Genomic DNA, 21,505 nt, shown 5'->3' with positions numbered 1-21,505 from the left:
CCCGCGAGGATTCTCCCGCGGGCGCTTTGCTTTTGGTGGCAGGAAATGGCCCGCAAGTGGCCCGCAAGTCCCGGTACGGGCTTGACGTCCGGCTTCGGAAAATTCCCATAAATGCACCGGCTCACGTTTCCTATGATGAAGACGCGGACGATGTCGTTCGCATTCACTCAAGAAGGAGTCCTAAATGAAGAAGGAAACGGGAACCACGAGAGCAGTGACCGAACTTGAGATGTTTGCGTCGGTGGATGCCACGCATGCCACGCGCGGTGTTCTCGGCAACGACACCGAAGGCATCACCGTGCTGCCGCTGTGTTTCAAGCCGGTATGCATTCCGACGCTGCCGCCGGTGACCGGGGGCAATGGCTGAGGTGGCAGATTCGGTGCGAATCGAAACCGGCGCGTGTGCGGACGCGCCGGTTTTCCGTCATCTGGCATCGGACGTGCACGGGGTAGGGCTGGGCGCGCATGTGGTTCTGCTCAAGTTCTCGCGCGATCGCTACTTCAATCTCTCGTATGCCCATTCGCAGGCGTTGCGACGTCTGATTGGCTGGCGGCATGACCCGGCGGGCGTTGCCGATGCGCTGCCGGCAATGCAGGACGTGTTCGACGCCGAGGGCATTCTCGCGCCTGGCGAGTGCGACGCGCCCGACATGCGGCACGCCACGCGCGACATGGCGCCGCGTCTGGGCTTCGACGCCTGGCTCGCCATGCCTGCCGATATTGCGTTCACGCCACGTTCGCGCGACGTGCTCCGAGCAACGTACTGGCTCTGGCGCGCGCAACGTGCCACGCGGCGCGGGCGTATCGCAGGGGTGATCAACGCCGTGCAAGCGGCGCAGCATGCCCGTCATACCCGGTACGGATCGCCTGGCGACTATGCGTCGTACGTGGCTGCAATGCACCGCGCTGCGTTGTGTTATCCGCAGTGCACGCCGTGTCTGCCGTGGTATGCGGCGCTTGCCATGTGGTGCGCGAGCGATGGCCTGCGGCTGCAATTGGTGATCGGGGTGCAGCGCCAGCCGTTCTATGCGCACGCCTGGGCGGAAGCGCAAGGGCGGGTGATCGCCGACGACCCACGCCGTCGCGAGCAACTCGCCGTCATCTTCGAGACGCCGGCCTGATTCGCCTTTGCCTGCCGGTCGCCTCCCGGTCGCCTCTCGGTCGTTTTCCGGTCGTTTCCCACGGACGTGGCCGCCAGGCGGCGCGTTCACACGCAGCGATGCAAACGGAGTCCGTCATGAAACTTGCGCGTCTGAGACCTGGTCCGGCCGAACGTCACGTGCCGTTGCCCGGCGCCGTGGTCCTCGGGGGCATGAACGGTGAGCCTGTCGCACGCATTCTCCCGGCGGGCATCGGTCGGCAGCACGCCAGCGGCCAGAGTGAACTGCTGGCCTGGTACGTGAGCGGTCAGGTGTTCCGCAAGGACGACGGCACCGAGATGCCGCCGGATCTCGATCTGGCCCGCATGGCGCTCGAATCGGCAGAGCGCTTCGTCGAACTGTACTGGGGGCCTTACCGGATCATCGTGCACGACCGCTGGGGGGGCTCGACGCTGGTCCTGTGCGATCCCTGCGGCCATTGTCCGACGTACTATCGCTTCTGCCACGACGGTGCGGTACATGTCGCTTCCGACCCGGCGTCTATTGCCGGCGACAGTCCTACCTTCGACAGCACGGCCCTCAAGTCCTTCCTGGTGCACGGCGATCTGGGTGGCGTGCAGTGCGCGCTCGACGGCGTGGAGCGCCTGCCGCTCGGACACGCCTTGTGGATCCCTGCGCAGGGGGCGCCCGAGACACGCGTCGTCTGGTGGCCGTCGTGGCGGCCGAACGGGGCATGCGAGCTTCACGACATGACGTCGGGCAAGGGGCTGCTGGGGTTGCTGCGGCACACCGCCGAACGCTGCCTGGGCAACAAGTCGGCGGTGCTCGAACTCTCGGGGGGCGTCGAGTCGACGTCGCTCGCGCTGGCACTCGCCGAAGCCGGGCGCGCGGGCGCGTGTACCGCCGTGAATCACCGCGATCCGGCGTCGCCTTCGAGCGACGAATCGCATCATGCGCGACGTGTGGCCAAGTATGTGCGTATGGCATTCGAGCGCTTCGACATCGAACGTTCTGCCTTTTCGCCGCCGGTCGAGATTCCGCGACTGGCGCGTCCGGCGATGCACATGTGCATGCTCTCGCAACTCGACGTCGTGCGCGCGCGACTGGCGTCGTATCGCGACCATCGTCTCGTGAACGGGCATGGCGGCGACGCGGTCTTCCTCGCGCCGCCGCCCGACGGTGCGCTTCTCGACGCGCTCGCCGACGGTCAATGGCGTCGAGCCTTCGGCGCGTGGCGGGATCTCGCGGTGATGCAGCGTCTACCGTTATGGTGGGTCGCGCAAGGCGCGCTGGCGCAACTGCGGCAGCGCCACGCGAATCCGGTGGCTGCCGGCGCCGATGGCCTGATCACGGCTGCGGGGAGCGCCGGTCATTCGTATCGCGCCGAGCCGCTCGCCCAAGCCTGGCTTCAGCGTGCGGCGCTTCGCCTGCGGCCGGGCAAACGCGCGCAAATCCTCGGCACGCTGGGAAACCTGCGCGATATCGAGGTGTATCCGGCGCTCACCGACGGTGGCAGCGTGTTCCCGTTCCTCACACAACCTGTCGTCGAAGCCGGTTTCGCCATGCCGACCTATCGGCTCTTCAACGCCGTCCACAATCGTCTGCCACTGCGCCGCGCGGCGTATCTCGCCAGCGGCTTGCCGAACCTCTGGCGGCGCGACAAGGGGATGATGACGGGCATCGTCGGGGCGGGCGTGGCGGCCAATCTGGCGCACGTCGAGGAGGTGTGTCTCGACGGCTACTGCGCAGCATCCGGATGGATCCACCGCGATGCGTGCCGCCGCGCCATCGGGCGCATCGCGCATCATCATCTCGAATCGATGACGACGATCCGCCGCTTGTACGCTGTGGAGATGTTCGTTCGCGGCTGGCGACAAAGCGGGGCGGGCGACACGGGAGAGGTTGTCGCATGACGTGGCAGGCCGGCTGGCGCGCGCTTTGCTTCGTGCTGCACACGCTCTGGGCGCGTGACCCGGCATCGTCGCGCCATCGTGTGTGGCTCGTTGCGGCAGCGCTTGCCGCCGGGCTCATGCTCGCGTTGCGTCTGGGCGCGCCGTGGGTGCTCGGGCTGGCGGTCGATGCGCTGGCCGCAGGGCGTTCGACCGCGCTGGCGATGCCGCTGGCCGTGGCCTACGTCGCGCTCTGGTCCGGCGCGGCCATTGGGGAACGTGGCAAGGACCTCATGATCCAGCGCGTGATGGAGGATCTGCGCCGTCGCACGGCCCTCGGCTATCTCTCCCGGCTCATCGCACTGCCTGCGCATCGCGCGCGCGACGTGAGTGCGGGACAGGTGCTCGACTGCCTGTTCCGTGTCGAAGTGGCACTGCCGGTCATCGTCACCGGGTTGGTCTTCGGCCTGTTGCCGCTCACCGTGCAGGTCGTGGCGACCGGCGTCATCCTCGTACTCAATTTCGGTGTGCTTTACGGCGTGATATTGGGGGCGACGGTATTGGCGTACGGGCTGACGCTGCGTCCGTCCCTCGCGCGGGTCACACGCCGGGAGTCGAGCGCGAACGACGTCTCGCGGGCCACCACCGGTGCGTTGGCCGACACCCTGAGCCATCTCGAATGCGTGAAGACATTTGCTCAGGAGCCTGCCGAAACGGCGCGCCTGTCGCAGCGTCTGTACGCGCGCTACCGGGCGGCGCTGTCGACGGCGTGCATCTCGCAAGTCACGAGCGCCTTGCAGATGGCGATCATGGCGGCGGGCGTGTCGGCGATGACACTGCTTGCCGTGAGCGATGTGGCACACGGCGCGGAGCCGGTCGGTACGCTGGTGCAGGTCAACGCCTACCTGCTGCAGTTCGCCTTGCCCGCCGCCATGCTCGGGGCGCTGGTCTCGCAGGTGGCGCGCGCGCTCGTGAGCGTCGATGAGCATTTGCGCGACAGTGCTGCCGGGCCGGCCGCCGTGGCAGCAGCGTCGCAAGGTCCGGTGCCAACGCCGGATGCCGCGCTTCCGCCCGCGTTGCTCCACGCGCCCGGTATCGAATTCGACGGCGTGAACGTAAGGACGCGTGACGGCCATTGCATCGTGGAAGACGTCAGCCTGATCGTGCGCTCGGGGGCGTATGTGGCCATAGTCGGCCCGTCGGGGGCAGGGAAGTCGACGCTGCTCCGTTTGATCGCTGGACTCACGCTACCCACGGGCGGCGCAGTGCGTATCGACGGGCAACCCGTCGGCGCGGCGGGAGACCTTCAAGCCGGTGCGAGGCGGCGCGCCACTGGCTTCGTCACGCAAGACTGCCGCTTGTTCGATCGAAGCGTCTTCGAGAATGTCGCGTATCGCGAGGGGCTTGGGGCCACGGCGCCGGCCGAAGGCGGTCCCGAGCATGCGGAGTTTGCCCGTGTGACGGCGTTGGCCGAAGTGCCCGACACAACGTCCGTTGCGGGCCTGTCCGGGGGAGAGCGGCAACGGGTCAACATCGCACGCGGACTTTGGGGACATCCGTCGCTGTTGCTGCTGGATGAACCGACGGCCGCCCTCGACGCGCTGACCGAGGCGCGAATTCTTCAGCGTCTGGCCCGCGAGCGGGCTGGGGCGACCTGCCTCGTGGTCGCACACCGTCTGGCCTCGATCCGGCACGCGGGGCACATCGTCGTCATGGACGCCGGGCGCGTCGTCGAGACGGGCGATCATGACGCCTTGCTGCGCCGCGGCGGCCTGTACGCCCGACTCTGGCAAGCACAGCAGGCCGACTCGGCAGCCCATGCCAGGAGTGGCGCCACCGCCGTCACCGACGCGGCACCTGAGCCTGCGAGCCATACGAGCCATACGATGGCGACACCGGCTCCCACCACCGCCACCGCCACCGTCACCGTCACCGCCGCCGCCTCCACGCGCGCCTCCGTCCCCGATCCGGCGTGAGCATCTGCGGCCACTCCGCGTAATCCCCTAGCGATCGGGCGCCCGGGCGAGGGCCCCGGTAAGCCTTCCGTAAGCGTCAACGCGCACACTGAACGCGAGACCCGTCACTGGTGTCCGACGATTTCATTGCACCGAAGCGCATTGCCGGTCGAGGGCGCCATGCCCGCAGACCCAGCAGATCCAGCCGGCCCGATCCGGCGCCGCGCCAGCCCGACCGCTCCCCGCCCACGCCAACGGCGAAACGAGGTCACGTCGGGCGCGCGAGCCTATCAAATCATGCAAGGAGACATCATGACTTCGTATGCGTCGTTTCACGCCCGTTCGATCACGCCCGACTCGCGTGAGGCCTTCTGGGAGGAACAGGCCCATCTGATCGACTGGGAAACGCCCTTCACGCAGGTGCTCGACTACGACAAGCCGCCATTCGCGCGTTGGTTTGTGGGGGGGCGTACCAATCTGTGTCACAACGCGGTCGACCGCCATTTGCCGTCGCGCGGCACGCAGAACGCGCTGATCTGGGTGTCGACGGAGACGGAGCAGGAGCGCGTCTACACGTACGACCAACTGGCGGCGGAAGTGAACCGCATGGCGGCGTCGCTGCAATCGCTGGGTGTCACGAAGGGCGAGCGCGTGCTGATCTACATGCCGATGGTGCCCGAGGCGCTGTTCGCGATGCTCGCCTGCACGCGTCTGGGCGCGATTCACTCGGTGGTGTTCGGCGGCTTTGCGTCGGTCAACCTCGCCGCGCGCATTGACGACGCACAGCCCAAGGTCATCGTCTCGGCGGACGCCGGGTCACGCAACGGCAAGGTCGTGCCCTACAAACCGCTGCTCGACGAAGGCATCACGCTTGCGCAGCACAAGCCGTCGAGCGTGTTGCTGATCGACCGCGGCCTCGCGCCGATGACGCGCGTGGAAGGACGCGACGTCGACTACGCCCAACTGCGCGAGCAGCATCTCGACGCACTTGTGCCGTGCGAGTGGCTCGAATCGAGCGAGCCGTCCTACGTGCTCTATACGTCGGGAACGACGGGCAAGCCCAAAGGCGTGCAGCGTGACACGGGCGGCTACGCGGTTGCGCTCGCGTCGTCGATGCAGCACATCTTCTGCGCCAAGCCGGGCGACACGATGTTCTGTGCGTCGGATATCGGCTGGGTGGTCGGGCACAGCTACATTGTCTACGCGCCGCTGCTCGCGGGCATTGCGACGGTGATGTACGAAGGCACGCCCATTCGCCCGGACGGCGGCATCTGGTGGCGCATTGTCGAGAAGTACAAGGTGACGCAACTCTTCACCGCCCCCACGGCCATTCGCGTGCTCAAGAAGCAGGATCCGGCGTATCTGACGCAGTACGACCTGTCGTCGCTGCGTCTGATCTTCCTCGCGGGGGAACCGCTCGACGAGCCCACTGCGCGCTGGCTGACCGATGGCGTCGGCAAGCCGGTCGTCGACAACTACTGGCAAACGGAGACGGGCTGGCCGATTCTCGGCATGGCGCGGGGTATCGAGGTGCTGCCGGGCAAGCTCGGTTCGCCGGGCAAGCCCGTGTACGGCTACGACGTGAAGCTGGTCGACGAGGCGACCGGCGAGGATTGCGGCCCGAACCAGAAGGGCGTGCTGGCCATCGAGGGGCCCTTGCCGCCGGGCTGCATGAGCACTGTCTGGGGCGACGACAACCGCTTCGTCAAGACCTATTGGGAGACCGTGCCGGGCCGCACGCTGTACTCGAGCTTCGACTGGGGTGTGCGCGACGAAGACGGTTACTACTTCATTCTCGGGCGCACCGACGACGTCATCAACGTGGCGGGCCACCGCCTCGGCTCGCGCGAGATCGAAGAGAGCATTGCGAGCCATCCGGCGGTGGCGGAGGTCGCGGTGATCGGCGCGCAGGACGCGCTCAAGGGGCAGGTGGCGATGGCGTTTGCCGTGCTGCGTCAACCGGAACTGGCGGCCACACCCGACGCGCGTCTGGCGCTCGAGGGCGATGTCATGAAGACGGTCGACAAGCAACTGGGGGCGGTGGCGCGTCCGGCGCGCGTATTCTTCGTGACGATGCTGCCCAAGACCCGCTCCGGCAAGCTGCTGCGCCGCGCGATCCAGGCGATCTGCGAAGGGCGGGAGACCGGCGACCTGATCACGCTGGAGGATCCGGCGGCGCTTGAACAGGTACGTGACGCCGTCAAAGGGGTGTAGTAGGGTCATGGGGCTTCGCAGGCGAAGCCTCCATGACCTTTCGCGCATCTCGACATGACTTCATCTCACCCGGCCGACTGGCGGCAAAAAGCGATGTTGTTCGTGGTCTCCGTCGGCTTCTTCATGCAGACGCTGGATTCCACGATCGTCAATACGGCGCTGCCCGCCATGGCGCGCGATCTCGGCCAGTCGCCGCTGCACATGCAGGCCGTGGTCATCGCCTATGCGCTGACGATGGCCGTGACGATCCCGATATCGGGGTGGCTGGCCGACCGGCTGGGCACCCGTGTGGTGTTCTCGAGCGCGCTCACGATCTTCTCCATCGGCTCGGCGATGTGCGCCTATTCGAGCACGCTCGATGCGCTGGTGGTATGGCGCGTGGTGCAGGGCTTCGGCGGCGCGATGCTGTTGCCGGTGGGGCGGCTTGCAGTGCTGCGAACGTTCCCGCGCGAGCAATATCTTCAGGCACTCGCGTTCGTGGCCGTGCCGGGCATGATCGGGCCGCTCATCGGGCCGACGCTTGGCGGGTGGCTCGTGAAGGTCGCTTCGTGGCACTGGGTGTTCCTGATCAACGTGCCGGTGGGCATCGCCGGATGTGTCGCGGCGCACTTCTTCCTCATCAACGCGCGCGCGCCGCACCGGACGTCGTTCGATATCAAGGGGTATGTGCTGTTGACCATCGGCATGGTGGCGACGTCGCTGGCGCTCGACCGCCGCCCCGACATGGCCGGGGCGCACGCGCTCATGCTGATGTTGCTCGTGCTCGGCTTTGCGGGCTTCGTCGCCTATGGTCTGTATGCGAACCGTACGCCGCAGCCGTTGTTCTCGCTGGCGATGTTCAGGGTGCATACGTTCAGTGTCGGCCTGCTGGGCAACCTTTTTGCGCGCATCGGCATTGCGGCGGTGCCGTATCTCGTTCCGCTGCTGTTGCAGGTGAGCCTGGGCTACACGGCGTTCGAAGCGGGGCTGCTGATGCTGCCGATCACGATCACCGGCATTTTTGCGAAGAGCCTTGCGACACGACTCGTGATGCGCTTCGGCTATCGTCCGGTGCTTGTCTGGAACACGATTCTCGCGGGCGGCGTGATCGCGAGTTTCGCGATCGTCACGCCGCACTATCCGGTGCCGTTGCTGATCGTTCAACTGGGGATTCTCGGCGGCATCAATTCGATCCAGTTCACCGCGATGAATACGCTCACCCTCAAGGACCTGAATCCGGACGACGCGAGCGGTGGCAACAGCCTGTTCTCACTCGTGCAGATGCTGGCGATGAGCTTCGGTTTGACGGTTGGCGGTGCGCTGCTGGTCACGTTTACCGGGGCTTTTGGCGAGCACGCCGGGGTGGGTGCGTTGCCTGCGTTTCGCGCCACGTTTGCATGCGTTGGCCTGATTACCTGCTGTTCGGCGTGGATCTTCGCGCAACTGACCGACCGCGAGCAGATGGCGACCGACGACGGCGACGCGCAGGCCCGCGCGGTTACGGCATCGCCACCGCCGCCAGCAAACTGACCATCGACGGCCGGCGGCAAGCGGCAAGCGGCAAGCGGCAAGCGGCAAGCGGCAGGCGGCAGGCGGCAGGCGTCAGGCGAAAGGTTTGTCGAGAATTTCGGGCGCGCGAATCGCGTCAATCAACAGGCCGAGGAAAGCTTCGACAGGCGCGGGCAGCGTGCGTCCGGCCATCGTCTGCACTTGCAGCGTGCGCTGGTGCAGGGCCGGGTTGCGAATGGGGATGGCGACAAGGCCCTCCGGTGCGAGACGGCTGCGCACGGTGAGCATGCCGGTGAGCGTCACGGCGTTGCCGGAGCGTACGAAACTGTGCAGCGCGGCGTGATAGTTGCTGACGAACACCGGTTCGAACAGTAGCCCTTCGAGGGTGCAGCACAGATCGAACATCTGTCGGATGGTGACCCCGGCGTTCGATAGCGCGATGGGGTAGGGCTGCAGATCGGCCAGTGCGACATCTCGCCGCTTGGCCAACGGGTGGCGCTTCGCCATCAAGGCAAAGATCGGGGCGGGCTGCGTGTGAACGACTTGCACGCCTTTCTCCGGCGCCACACTGAAACACACGGCGATATCGGCCTCGCCATCGCGCACCTGCTCCGTCGCGACGAACGGTGAGACGACGTCGAGCAGGAAGTGCGCGCCGGGATAGGCTTCGCGAAAGCGCGCGAACACCTGCGGCAGGAAGTCGCGCGCCACGCCTTCTGCGCTGGCAACGCGAATCGTTGCGCGGCCCACTTCCGTCAGTCCGCGAATTTCCGACGTCACGCGTTCCGTGTCGAGCAGCACCCGACGCGCATGATCGGCGAGCAATTCGCCGGCTTCACTCAGGACCATGCCGCGCGGACGCCGTTCGAACAGCGGCGTGCCGAGATCCTCCTCCAGTTTGGCAATCTGACGACTGAGGGCCGAGACCGCGACATGCAGACGCTCCGAGGCGCGGCTGAGCGACCCGGTGCGGGCGACTTCGAGAAAGTAGCGCAACGCGTGCGTTTGCATGGGCGAGAGGAAGCGGAAGCGAGTTGGCCCAGGAGGGCATCCGGTGCGATTTCTGCTTTGCCGAAACGGCAAGGAAACCTTCGAAATATTATCATTGTTGTCAAAAATACCCGCTCCTAGAATGGCTCGAACGGTGGTGCCGTAGCGTGCGTTCGACACGCGTCGCACAGCGGTGCGAGGCGGCAGCCGTGCCCTCACAAGCCTTCTGGAGACAAGCAGTGACCCGTAGCGCAGCGATTGCCCAAGCCACCGCCCAATATGATTCGGGCGCCTTCCTCGACACGCTCAACCGCCGCGTCGCTTACAAGACCGAGAGTCAGGAAGCGGATAGCGGTGCCGTTCTGAATGCCTATCTGGCCGACGAGATGACGCCGTCGCTCGCCGCGCTGGGATTCACGTCGCGCATCGTGCCCAACCCGGTGCCGGGTGGCGGCCCGTTCCTGATTGCCGAACGCCATGAGAGCGATGATGCACCCACGGTGCTGACTTACGGTCACGGCGATGTGGTGCGCGGTTACGACGCTCAGTGGCGCAGTGGCCTGAAGCCGTGGGAGATCGTGGTCGAAGGCGACCGCTGGTACGGACGCGGCACGGCCGACAACAAGGGCCAGCACACCGTCAATCTGGCGGCACTGGCCGAGGTGCTGAAGCTGCGCGACGGCAAGCTTGGCTACAACGTGAAGATGATCGTGGAGATGGGCGAGGAAATGGGCTCGCCGGGTCTGCATGCGATTTGCGAGCAGTTGCGCGACGAGTTGCGCGCCGACGTGCTGATCGCCTCCGACGGCCCGCGTCTGTCGGCCGAGCGTCCGACGGTGTTCCTCGGCTCGCGCGGTCTCGTCAATTTCAAGCTGAGCCTGAATCTGCGGGATGGCGGTCATCACTCGGGCAACTGGGGCGGACTGCTGCGCAATCCGGGCGTGGTGCTCGCCAACGCCATTGCTGCGATCGTCGACGGCAACGGCAAGATTCTCGTGGAAGGACTGCGTCCGCCCGAGCTGCCTGCGGCGGTGCGTCGTGCGCTGGCCGGGCTTGAAGTGGGCGGCGGCCCGAACGATCCCGAGGTCGACGTCGACTACGGCGAGCCGGGACTTACGCCGACCGAGCGCGTGATCGGCTGGAACAACATTGAAGTGCTGGCATTCAAGACTGGCAATCCGGAGAAGCCGGTCAACGCCATTCCGCCTTACGCGTATGCGCACATGCAGATCCGCTTCGTGGTCGGCACCGACTGGGAGCGTCTGGGCGAGATCCTGCGAGCGCACCTCGACGCGCACGGCTTCCCGATGGTCGAGATCGAAGTCGAGCGCGGCGTGATGGCCACGCGCCTCGATCCGGAAGATCCGTGGGTGCTGTGGGCGCTCGCATCGATGCGCGAGACGACCGGCAAGCCGCCGGTGCTGCTGCCGAACTTGGGTGGCACGCTGCCGAACGATGTGTTCGCCGATGTGCTGGGTTTGCCAACGCTGTGGGTGCCGCACTCGTACCCGGCGTGCTCGCAACATGCGCCGGACGAGCATTTGCTTGGCTCGGTCGCGCGTGAGGCGTTGCAGATCATGGCGGGGCTGTTCTGGGACCTCGGCGATGTGAACCTGAAAGAGGGGAAACCGCGATGAGCACCTCTGCTGCTGCCGGCGGGGCGGATCGTGCGAATGCGGCGTCGGCCGCGCGCCCGGACGTGCCCGTCTACAAGCTGATCGTCGCCACCTCGATCGGCAATGCGCTCGAATGGTACGACCTGATCGTCTACGGGTATTTCGCCGTCACGATCTCGAAGTTGTTCTTCCCGGCGCACGACGAGACCGTGTCGTTGCTCATGGCATTGGGCACGTTTGCGCTGTCGTACCTGGCGCGGCCGTTGGGGGCGTTCGTGCTTGGGGCCTACGCGGACCGGCACGGGCGACGCGCATCGCTGATGCTCTCGATTGCCATGATGACGTTCGGCACGGGACTCATCGCGTTCATGCCGACGTATGCTGCGATCGGTGTCTGGGCGCCGATCGGGATCTTTCTTTCGCGTTTGATGCAGGGCTTCTCGGCGGGTGGCGAGTTTGGCAGTTCGACGGCGTTTCTCGTCGAGCACGTGCCGAACCGTCCGGGTTTCATGTCGAGCTGGCAGTTTGCGAGTCAGGGGGCGAGCACGTTGCTGGCGTCTGCCTTCGGTGCGGTGTTGACTGGCGCGCTGACGCAACCGCAACTCGAATCGTGGGGATGGCGCATTCCGTTCCTGTTCGGGATGCTGGTGGGCCCGATCGGCCTTTACATCCGGAAGTATGTGGATGAGACGCCTGCGTTCGAGAGCGCCCGCAAGGCCGATGCGCACGCCGGGACGTCGCCGGTACGCGAGGTGCTGGCGACGCAGAAGTCGCGTTTGCTGGTGTCCATCGGTGCGCTGATTCTGACGACGACCGCGAACTACATGATCCTGTACATGCCGACGTACGCCACGAAGCAGTTGGGGTTGCCGCCGGCCCAGGGGTTCATTGCGACGTTGGTGACGGGCTTCGTGATCATGACGCTCACGCCGTTCGTGGGGCATTGGTCCGACAAGATCGGGCGCATTCGCATCATGTTGGTGGCGGGCGTGCTGTTCCTGTGTACGGTGTATCCGGCGTTCGCGTTCATGAATGCGCATCCGTCGCTGCTGACGATGATGGTGGTGATGCTGTGGGTCGGTACGTTGAAGGCGGTGTATTTCGCGCCGATTCCGGCGTTGATGTCGTCGCTGTTCCCGACGAGCACGCGCGCAACCGGTATGGCGGTGGGCTACAACCTCGGCACGACGATCTTTGGTGGCTTCACGCCGCTGGCAGTGGCGTGGCTGATTGCCTCGACGGGCAATAAACTCGCCCCGGGTCTGTATCTGATGGTCGGGGCGGTGATCAGCCTGACGACACTGCTCATCGCACGCTCGCGGATGGGGGCGCGATGAGGGAGTGGTGGTAGGTCGGTGAGGAAGACCGAAAGAAGGCGCCCGATGGCGTCGCGTGCGATGGTTGCGCGTGAGGCTGTTGTGGCGCCTTTTTGTTGAGAGTTACGCCGCAGGGGGCTATTTCCGGCGACTGACGCGGTACTCGGGGCTTCACCTTTAAAGATTGTGCCGGAAGCGGTGCCGCTTGCATGCGTAGACGCGGTGGGACTACTTCGGTATAACGAGACGACCTCAAGCTGCGCATCCAACTCCGCACGTTTGCCCGGATCCGTTTCCGCATCGCGTGCCTGGTGCAACGCCTCGGCTTCTTTCGCGCGGTTATTAACGAACTGCCCCAACTCGCGCTGGAACGCCTCCACGATCTCCAGCCTCGCCTCGATCTTCTCCTTATCGAAGATCTTGGCAATTCCTCTGCATCCCGTACGTGCGGGCAACACGGCGCGACTTCACTAAGTAGATCGACCACGCTGCGGTTCCGACCGCGCCGGAACCAAGGCGAACTATCTCCACGATGAGCTGAGGCGTGTCGATATGCGTGATTACAGCGACCGATCCGGAAACAATAACGGGAACGACAAATAAATGAACTGCCGTTGCGCATGGCCCCGACAACCATATTGCAAACTGCGTAATCCATACTGACGATGGCTCTCTACGGAGTATCAAGCGCATTCCGGCCCAATAGGATAGGCCTATGGAGACGATTATGACGGCCCACGATAGCATCCGGAATCGGCCCCATAATTCGCTCCCGCGCAGCCCTGGATATGCGCGTTCAAGTTCCGCGAAACCAACGTATGCTTCACCGAGCGTAACACATGGACCGATAACAAGCAGCGCGAATATCAAGAAGGCCAACCATCCACCTAAACCACGAATCTCTTCAACATTCATACAATTCTTAGCCCAAACACTTGCAGGACTCCATTTCTTGGTCTTTGTCATTTTTTGATGCTGCCGGAAATCGTTGATCTCATTCATCTGGGTGCGTAACACGTCCTGGGCGGCGTGCCCGTTCCGCCAAGTTGGCGGCTTCCGTTCTCGCGTTAGCCTCTTGCTGATCCAGCAACGCATTCTGCCGCTTTATCATCGCTTCTGACCTGTCCGAAAATTTCGTACCAAAGAAATCTAGAGATAATGGCTCCTCAGCTCAGATGAGGAGTGGATATTAAGAAAAGTCGGTAAATCGACGAACTGATTGTTTTTCAAATCACACCGCGGCGAGACGTTTGTCGTTTTTGCATCACCATCAATTCCGACGGTGATGCCAGCCAAGACCTATTCAATCAGGTTGATCTTCGCTTCATTTTTGTGTTGTGGGGGTTTTTTGTTGTTTTTGTTGGTGAAAGTGGCAAGAAATTCGACAAAATTGTCGATGACGCCTATCGAACTCCAAAAAACCACAAAGAAAAGCCAACAAAAAATCCGATGGCAGCCATTTTGAGGTAAATGTATATATCTCCTATGACAAGCGATACTATGTTGTCGTCACCACGAATCCAATATCCGAGTGTGCTAAAAAATATGCTAACAAAAAATAGCATCAACGAGAATGATGCTGATAGGTAGATCATGAGGATAATAGATTTATTTAATTTCATTTTTGTTTGCTTCGTTTGTTGAGTTGCTTTCTAAGATTTTATTTACCAAAGAGGATGCGGCGGAATCCGCGGTGTTGCCAGCCACGGAGGGAACGATGTTCTGAGGAGTTGGTTTTGTTATCGTCCAGAATCCTACGGGCTGCCACTCATACTGTTTTGATATCGGATTCATGATTTTATTCATTGGGACCTTAATGATATTGCCGATTGTATAGCCCGCAGAAGCTCCGGCTGCGCCTAACAATCCAGCCATGAAGGGATCGTCACCTTTTATTTCTGCGGAGTAATAGCTGCCTACAGCATTCCATTTAACGGTCGGGTTGAAACGCTTTTTGGCTGTTATTGCTCCAATGACGCCCGATCCAATGACGTCTGATAGCTTCACATTGTTCTCGGAGCCGTATTGAATTGCAGCATTCGTTGCACTCGTGACCCCCGCAGCAATCAACTGCTCCTTCCCGCTGGCCCCGGTGATAATGGATTTCGTCCCCATCACAATCACTGGCCAACTCGTGGGATCGCTGACGACTGAAAGAACTCTGTCCGTTGTCGATATATTTTCCTTTAGGAACTTAAGATCCATTCCATTAAGGTATTCGACCAATGCGGCTGCCTCCGGGTCTTTAAGTTTTTCGCTTAACCGTATCTGCGGCGCATCCCCATCTCTCGCAACATTGGTACTGGCTTGAATAAGCTCCTCCCACGTCACACACGCCACGCCACCGCCGGTGCAGGCCTCAGCCAATTCCTTACTGTTTTTGTTGCTGATATCAATGTATTTCTCGACGACTTCCCTGCAATTTCCCCCTGATTCTTTGCAGGACATCAGCTCTTTATCAAGATTTCTTGCTTCCTTCTCTTTCAGGTAGTTGTTTTCGATCTCGATCTTCGCGCCCGTTGTCGCCGTCGTGACTTCGGTCCCTGTAGCTGCAGCAATCCCGGCGACCACACTCGCTACCAGATTCGTGCGCGCCTCCTTTTCCTCCGCACTCATCTCATTGGCTGACTTTGCACCGGCCTTCTGCAGCAGGTTGTTGAGCACGACGCTCGCCGACGCGCCCATCGCCCCCGCGCCGCAGTTGCCGCCCGAGGCTGCCGCGCCCGCGCAACCCACGATGCCGTGCAAGGCCGCACGCGCCGTGTCGCTATCGAGCTCATCGGCAATTGCCTTAACCTTCTCGGCCCCCAGGCTCTGCAAGTAGTTCACCCCACCGCGTATGACCATGTCGCCCATTCCGGCCGTGACGTTTCCTCCGACCGCTGCGGTAATGGCCGTGGCAATTCGCCGGTAGTTGCCACCCGGCCCCCACTTCTGCGCGTCGGCCAGTTGTGCATCCAACTCGGCGCGCTTGGCCGGGTCCGTCTCGTTGTCTCGTGCCTTTTTCAACTCATCGGCTTCCTTGGCTCGATTGTTCACAAACGTCCCGACCTCGCGCTGCAACGTCTGCATGATCTCGAAGCTGGTTTCGATCTGCTCCTTATCGAACTTATTGGTGAGTGCGCTGCTACCGTCTCTGTCGGAGGACACATCTCGATTGACGGCGGCAATCGTTTCCTCCGCCGACTTTCCGGTTTTCTCGCGTTGGCTCGCCTCGTTGGTAATTTGAATCACGCCAGCGCTAATGCCGCTGCGGGTCGTGCTCGTTGCGCTATCGCTAGCGGCCACCGCGACCGGCGGTCGAATGCTCACTGGCCCAGTCTTCGGTAAGTCGCTCCCAGGCGTAGCGTTAGCACCCGTCTGCGCGTCTCCTTTTTGGTCCGTGCCGACCTTGGCGTTATCCCCGCCGCCCGTGCTGATGCCGCCCCCAAGGCTGATGCCGAAGGCGTCGTACTCTGCGTGGTTTTCGATGTCGCGCGTCGTCAACGAGCCAGTTATCAGACGATTCCTATTCTCGTCAGCGGCCTTATCGGTCGAGGCGATGACGGCGCCGGTCAGATCGGTGTTGCCCTTGACGGTGACGTCGAAGCCGCCGTCTCCGGCCTTGATTCCCGATTGCTCCGTCACGCTCGCGAAGTCGCTGTTGATCTGCTGATGGCTGACGTTGATGCTGCCGGAGGCGCCACCGAACCCGACCGTGACGCTGCCGCTGATCGATTGGTCCTTGGACTTGTAGACGCTGGTGTCCTGCAAGCTCTCGATGTTCAGGTCGCCGCCGATGTTGGCAACGACGCGCTCGCCAACGACTGTCCCGCCGCGAATATTGGTGTCGCCCCCCGAGGCGATCTCGGCCACGCCGCCCGCCACGATGTGGCTGTTGCGTTGTGTGACATCCTTGCCGTCGGCCTTGCCACGCGACATGGCGGCGTTGGCCGTCACCCCAACCGGCGGGCCGTTGCCCAGCGTGAAAGCCACCCCGACGCCGCCCGAAACACTGGAAGAGGTGCGGTGGTGTTCGGAGGTGTCCTTGGCGGCGAGGATGTCGAGTGTGCCGTCGGAGGTGAGCTTGACGTCCTTCCCGGCGGCGATCTCGCTGCCTCGAATGAGGAGCGACGATTGATCGCCGTCCCCAGTAGCTGCGATGGTGACGTTGCCGCCCGCGCGAACGCTCGAGCCGTCAGACGTCGTACTGTCGTTGGTCTCGCGACTGACTTGCTTCGAACCGCCTACGGTGACCGAAACGCTGACGCTGGCTGCATCCTTGAGGTTCTTGACCGTATCTGCCGCATTTTTCACGGCAAGCCCGCCAGCCGCCACGCCGAGCGCCTTCATGCGGGAGTCGTTGACCTTGCCAACGGCTTTGCCCATCTGAGCCACGGTTTCGGCGGCGTTAAGCAGAGGGCTGATGACGGCGATCGTCAATCCCGCCTGCGTGATCTCTCGCTCATGCAGGCGCTTTTCGGACGCTTCGCTCTCCGTAATCGAGACGCGTTTGCCCGCAATGTCCACATCGCCATCACGTGCAATGACCGTGCTGCCTTCCTGCTGGTAGTCGTTGCCCGCACGAATCACGACATCGCCGCTGACCGAACCCACGACGCTGCCTGTTTGACTGACCTCCTCGCTGCGCTGCTTATCCTTCTCGGTCCGATTGCCAATGGTGACGCTCAAACCACTGCCGAAGACACCGCTCGTCGTCTTCTCCGTCACGCTCAGAGAGTTGCTTTTGTCTTCGGTAGACGTAATCGTCACATTCCGCTTTGCGCCGATGGTCATGTCGCCATCCGCCACCACCTGCGACCCGGCAATCGCGACGTCGCGCCCGGCGGCAATCGTCACCGCGTCCCCGGAGAGGGTGCTGCCCGTCGTGCGGGTGCCGTGACTGTCGCGGTAGCTTTCCTCCGTCGTGGACGAAAGCAGGCCGTCGCTGGTGCGCTTCGACCATCGGGTGTCGTCGTATCGCGCCGAAACACCGCCGACGCTCACATCTCCCGTCGCGACGATCTTGAGGTTCGACGTGCCTTCCGTACCCGAAGACGGCGTCGTTCCGGTCGTCTTGTCATCGCTCGCTCCGGCGTTCACATAGGAACCCAGAATCTTCGCATCGCCAGTGGTGCCGTCCCCGGACGTGACATAGGCGGTGACCCCGCGTTTGTCCAGGAGCCGTCCAATCGCCTCCACTTGCCCGGCGGCAATGCCAATGTCACCCTTCGCCTGAATTCGACTGCCCCGGACGCTTTCCTCATAGGAGTCGACCGTTGCCGCGTAACCGTCGCCATTCACGCGCGCAGTGTCCGTGACCGTATTGATCGCCGCACCGATCTCGACGTCTCTCGCTGCCGCGATAACGACACGCTTGCCTGCATCGACGTTGGCGCCTGCAGTGGATGCGTCGCGCCCCGCCATGAGAGAGGTGTCGCCTCCCGAGCGAATGGCGGAGGAGACCTGCTCGGTGACTTGCGTCCGACTGTGACTGCCACTCGTTCCGCCGCCAAACTCGCGGTCCGACGCTATCGTTCCAAGCGACACGTCACGTCCCGCTGCGAGATCGACGTTACCCCCGGCGTCGATGGCCGCGCCGGTGACGGACAGGTCTCTTCCTGCGGTAATCACTACGGCGTCTCGCGCATCGATGTGGCCGAGCGATTCAATGGCCGTGGATTTGCCGCTCTGGGAATCCTTCACCCATTCGTTCGTGCGGCTCTGGCTCGTGACGACAACATCGCGTCCGGCGGTGACTTGCACGCGCTCGCCTGCGATTTCGCCGCCGATATTCCGGACGTCGCGCTCCGCAGTGACCTCGACTGCACCGGCGCCACCTTGGTCTGCGGCACCGCCGCGACCTCCCGAGCTACCGATCACGCCGCGATTCTCGACGTCGAACGCCCGGATTCGCGTGCTCGAATCGCCGACGATCTGGCCGCTGTTGCTGACCTGGTTCGTGGCCTCGACGATGACGTCTCGCCCCGTCACCAGCGCGCCGCCGGGCTGCATGACGACACGTTTGCCATGCGCAAGGTAGACCGTCGGCACGAGCACCGTGGTGGTTGTGCCGTCGGGCAGTGTGACGGTCTGGCGCACCAGCCAGACAATGTCGTCGGTCAGCGCCTGCATCTGCTCGGACGTCAGACGAATGCCCACGCGAAGGTCCAGATCGCGCCCCGCTCTTGCCCCTTGCGCGAGAAGCTTTCGGAATTCCGCATCGAAGGCCGCCGAGGCGTCGCCGTCACGACCACTCAGCGAGGCGCGTCCGGTCAATTGGAGAATCTGCTCGCGCACCAGCTTCGCTTCGTAGAAGCCGTCGCCGACACGTCGCTCGATCTTGTCAGGTGCCACGCCGAGTAGATCCAGCATGTAATTGCTGGAGACAAAAGTCCCACGATCGGTGAATCGGGAATCGGTCTCGACGAGATACGGATGATCGGGCTTCTCAACCACGCTGAAGAGGGCGCTGCGCGGGAGCTTGAGTCCGGGAATGCCACCGGAAGCCGTGTCGAGGGTCTGAATGGCGCCGGAGACGCCGGGCACGGACGACGTAGCCTCCGGCGCATCGATATCGGCCCGCTTGCCCGTGGAGACGGTTGCGCGTGTGCCATCGACCGCAACGCGGCTCCACGTACCGACGTCGCTATCCGTTTGACGGCTACCGATGACCGTCCCGTCTACGGTGGCCGTCTCGTTCTCGAAATTACGACCACGAAGATGCGTCGTCCCGTTCGACGAGATCACGCTGTCAAGCCCACCGACCGTGGACCGGCGTTCGGTGGTACCGAGATTGACCGATATGAACCTGCTATCGCTGTTTCCCTTCTTTTCGTGCCAATACAGATCGGACGTTTGCTCGATCTGCTCGACACGCTCCAGCCCGATGCTGCGATTTGTGATGTCACCGCCATTGCCGCGAACGTGAATGTTGCCGCCGGCACTGATCGTTGACGCATGGTTCAGCGCGGTGCCGTTGTCGACGTTCATGCGAATCGTGCCCTGCGACGTGACGACGCCGGGGGCGGCAACGTCGCCCAGGACGTCGGTCTTGCTGCGGATCGTGATGCGACGCACGTATTCGTTGTGGTCTTGATTGTCCGGAATGCCGTATCCACGACGGAAGATGCGCGCGCCTTCGTCCTCCGCGCCGGTGATGGTGCTTCTCGATTGATCGACCACGGTCGGGCGGATATGCATCGACGGATCGAAGTCGGGCCAGAACTGGATCACCCAGTTGCCTTGACCGTCATCCTGAATGGCCTCGAAATGCTGAACGGCGCGTTGGGTAATGTTGCGGGTTTCATAGTCCCCAAAAGTGGCGAATGTCCGATACACCTCGATGATCGGCTTTTCGAGCGAGAACGTTTTCGCGTCGACGTCGAGCGCCGTCAGCCCATGCTTCGGAATCTTGACGCTGATGGGGCTGCTTACTGCATGAAGCTTTTCGCTGGAGAGCGCGGCACGCTCTTCGCGAGACCAACGCCACTGTGTGAACGCTTGATTGCGGGGATTGGGCACATCGCGGTAACGCGTGACCTCACCTCCAAACGTGTCGATCTCGATGTAGGACTCCCGGATTGTCGCGGGCTCCCCGTCGACGCTCAGGCTATGGCTCGTATGCGTCGTCGGTAGCTCCTGACAGGTGCCGCCAGCTGCGGCGCATCGCATGCGGCCACCGCCTTGAGGAATCGCTATGTAGCCCGCGATCCAGAGATCGAGAACCTGCTGGGTTTCCTCCTCCTGCGCACCTCGCACAAAGTTGACGAAGCTACGATCGTTCACGAACTCACGAGTTGCGATATCGACGTCTGCGCCGGCCTCCACGACCGCCGACCGATTGATGAATCGTGTCGACTGCTGTTTCAGGAACCCCTGCGCGTCGCGGGCGTCGCCAGCCGCCACGCGCAGGTTGCCGAGGCTGTACAGCGTAGCGCCGTTCTCGTTGAGAACATCGCCTGTCGCGAAGAGATCGAGTTGCCGCGTCGCTGCGAGTACGGCGCGATCTCCCGTGTTGCTCACGTGCCGACCGTCAAAACGGATGTGTCCGCCAATGACAGCCCCCGTATTGATGAACCGCACGCTGTGCAGTCTGACGTCGTCGCCATCGATGCGGGTGTCGTTGGTTATGTCGCCGGCCACGTTCAGTAGCACCGAACCCCCTCGAAGACGGCCTTGCCCGACGTTGACGAGTTGGGCCGCGTTCACCGTAAGTTGCTTGATCGCCCCGAGCGCGCCATGCACGCGCAGCAAGCCGCCGACGTCGAGCGTCAGGTTGCCGTTCGCCTGCCAACCGTGAGCGTCGCCATAGGTGAAGTCGCCCGGCAGCGCAATGCGCAGATCGTTCCCTGCGCGCAATCGCGCGGTGCCGAGCAGGCCGTTGGTGTGCAGTTTCAGGTCCCGATTGACGGCAATCTCGCCGGAGCGATGGTTCAGCGCGTCGACCGCGAGGGAAGCGTCACGTCGTGCCTGTACGTTTCCTGTGTTCTCGAACGCGCCGGTTTTTACGGTGTCTCGCCACCTCACGCTGAGATCCGCGCCGGAAAACACCGTGCCGGCGTTGCCGAGCTTGTCGCGCACACTGAGCGAGAGATCCGTGCCGGCACTGATGGAGGCATTCGGCCCGTTCAACAACGAGAACGCGGTGATCGAAACGCGACCGTTGCCGCCAATCAGACCGATGGGACGCGCTGCCGTCGAATTGCGCGTCAGTGCGTTCACGATCGATTCGGCGTTGATGGTCAGTTGGCCGCCGCTGCGGGCGCCGTTGACGATCCGGCCGTCGGTGTTCTCAAGTGTTGCGGCGCCAATGCTGAGGTCGTCGCCGCCGGCAATTGATGGATCCCCCGCAGTTTCGATGCTGCCGCGCGTGTTTTCGAGACGTCCGTTCGTCGTCACCTTCAGTGCCTTGCCTGAATGCACGGTGCCGTCGATGTTCGACATGGCACCAGATGC

11 protein-coding genes are annotated in these 21,505 nt (G+C 63.2%); 8 read left to right on the top strand and 3 right to left on the bottom strand.

What is annotated here, in order from left to right; genetic code table 11:
- The first annotated feature begins 184 nt into the window (after positions 1-184).
- The 6 genes from ABWO90_RS22305 to mdtD all read left to right on the top strand — a co-directional run bounded on the left by ABWO90_RS22305 (position 185) and on the right by mdtD (position 8,667).
- Positions 185-367, top strand: a complete 183-nt coding sequence (locus ABWO90_RS22305; RefSeq protein ID WP_353193410.1) for a hypothetical protein — start codon at positions 185-187, stop codon at positions 365-367.
- Positions 360-1,121, top strand: coding sequence for a lasso peptide biosynthesis B2 protein (locus ABWO90_RS22300; protein WP_353193409.1), 762 nt, complete (start codon positions 360-362; stop codon positions 1,119-1,121). Before ABWO90_RS22305 ends, ABWO90_RS22300 begins: the two co-directional genes overlap by 8 nt.
- 116 nt (positions 1,122-1,237) lie before the next feature.
- Positions 1,238-3,013: an asparagine synthase-related protein gene (locus tag ABWO90_RS22295; RefSeq protein WP_353193408.1), complete on the top strand. Its 1,776-nt coding sequence runs from the start codon at positions 1,238-1,240 to the stop codon at positions 3,011-3,013.
- Positions 3,010-4,965 carry an ABC transporter ATP-binding protein gene (locus ABWO90_RS22290; RefSeq protein WP_353193407.1) on the top strand — a complete coding sequence of 652 codons (1,956 nt, stop codon included), beginning with the start codon at positions 3,010-3,012 and terminating at the stop codon, positions 4,963-4,965. The genes ABWO90_RS22295 and ABWO90_RS22290 overlap by 4 nt, the downstream gene beginning before the upstream one ends.
- Before the next feature lie 291 nt (positions 4,966-5,256).
- Positions 5,257-7,158: a propionate--CoA ligase gene (locus tag ABWO90_RS22285; RefSeq protein WP_353193406.1), complete on the top strand. Its 1,902-nt coding sequence runs from the start codon at positions 5,257-5,259 to the stop codon at positions 7,156-7,158.
- A 54-nt stretch (positions 7,159-7,212) separates the two neighbouring features.
- On the top strand, positions 7,213-8,667 hold the full coding sequence (mdtD, locus tag ABWO90_RS22280; protein ID WP_353193405.1) for a multidrug transporter subunit MdtD: 1,455 nt from the start codon (positions 7,213-7,215) through the stop codon (positions 8,665-8,667).
- Positions 8,668-8,739: 72 nt separating this feature from the next.
- Here mdtD and ABWO90_RS22275 read toward each other — a convergent pair whose 3' ends face one another.
- On the bottom strand, positions 8,740-9,657 hold the full coding sequence (locus tag ABWO90_RS22275) for a LysR family transcriptional regulator (RefSeq protein ID WP_353193404.1): 918 nt from the start codon (positions 9,655-9,657) through the stop codon (positions 8,740-8,742).
- Between the two features lie 218 nt (positions 9,658-9,875).
- Here ABWO90_RS22275 and ABWO90_RS22270 point away from each other — a divergent pair, with 218 nt between their 5' ends.
- Both ABWO90_RS22270 and ABWO90_RS22265 read left to right on the top strand, forming a co-directional pair.
- Positions 9,876-11,273: a M20 family metallopeptidase gene (locus tag ABWO90_RS22270; RefSeq protein ID WP_353193403.1), complete on the top strand. Its 1,398-nt coding sequence runs from the start codon at positions 9,876-9,878 to the stop codon at positions 11,271-11,273.
- Entirely contained in the window at positions 11,270-12,589 is a 1,320-nt protein-coding gene (locus ABWO90_RS22265; RefSeq protein WP_353193402.1) for an MFS transporter, read from the top strand. Before ABWO90_RS22270 ends, ABWO90_RS22265 begins: the two co-directional genes overlap by 4 nt.
- A gap of 387 nt (positions 12,590-12,976) precedes the next feature.
- Here ABWO90_RS22265 and ABWO90_RS22260 read toward each other — a convergent pair whose 3' ends face one another.
- Both ABWO90_RS22260 and ABWO90_RS22255 read right to left on the bottom strand, forming a co-directional pair.
- Positions 12,977-13,483, bottom strand: coding sequence for a DUF2569 family protein (locus tag ABWO90_RS22260; RefSeq protein WP_353193427.1), 507 nt, complete (start codon positions 13,481-13,483; stop codon positions 12,977-12,979).
- 693 nt (positions 13,484-14,176) lie between these two features.
- Entirely contained in the window at positions 14,177-21,493 is a 7,317-nt protein-coding gene (locus tag ABWO90_RS22255) for a hemagglutinin repeat-containing protein (RefSeq protein WP_353193401.1), read from the bottom strand.
- Positions 21,494-21,505: the final 12 nt, after the last annotated feature.

Origin of the sequence: Pandoraea pnomenusa (genome assembly GCF_040391475.1) — a bacterium.
Lineage (GTDB): Bacteria > Pseudomonadota > Gammaproteobacteria > Burkholderiales > Burkholderiaceae > Pandoraea > Pandoraea pnomenusa_C.
Note: the sequence above shows the minus strand (reverse complement) of the source record. Positions and strands in the feature narration are given on the sequence as shown.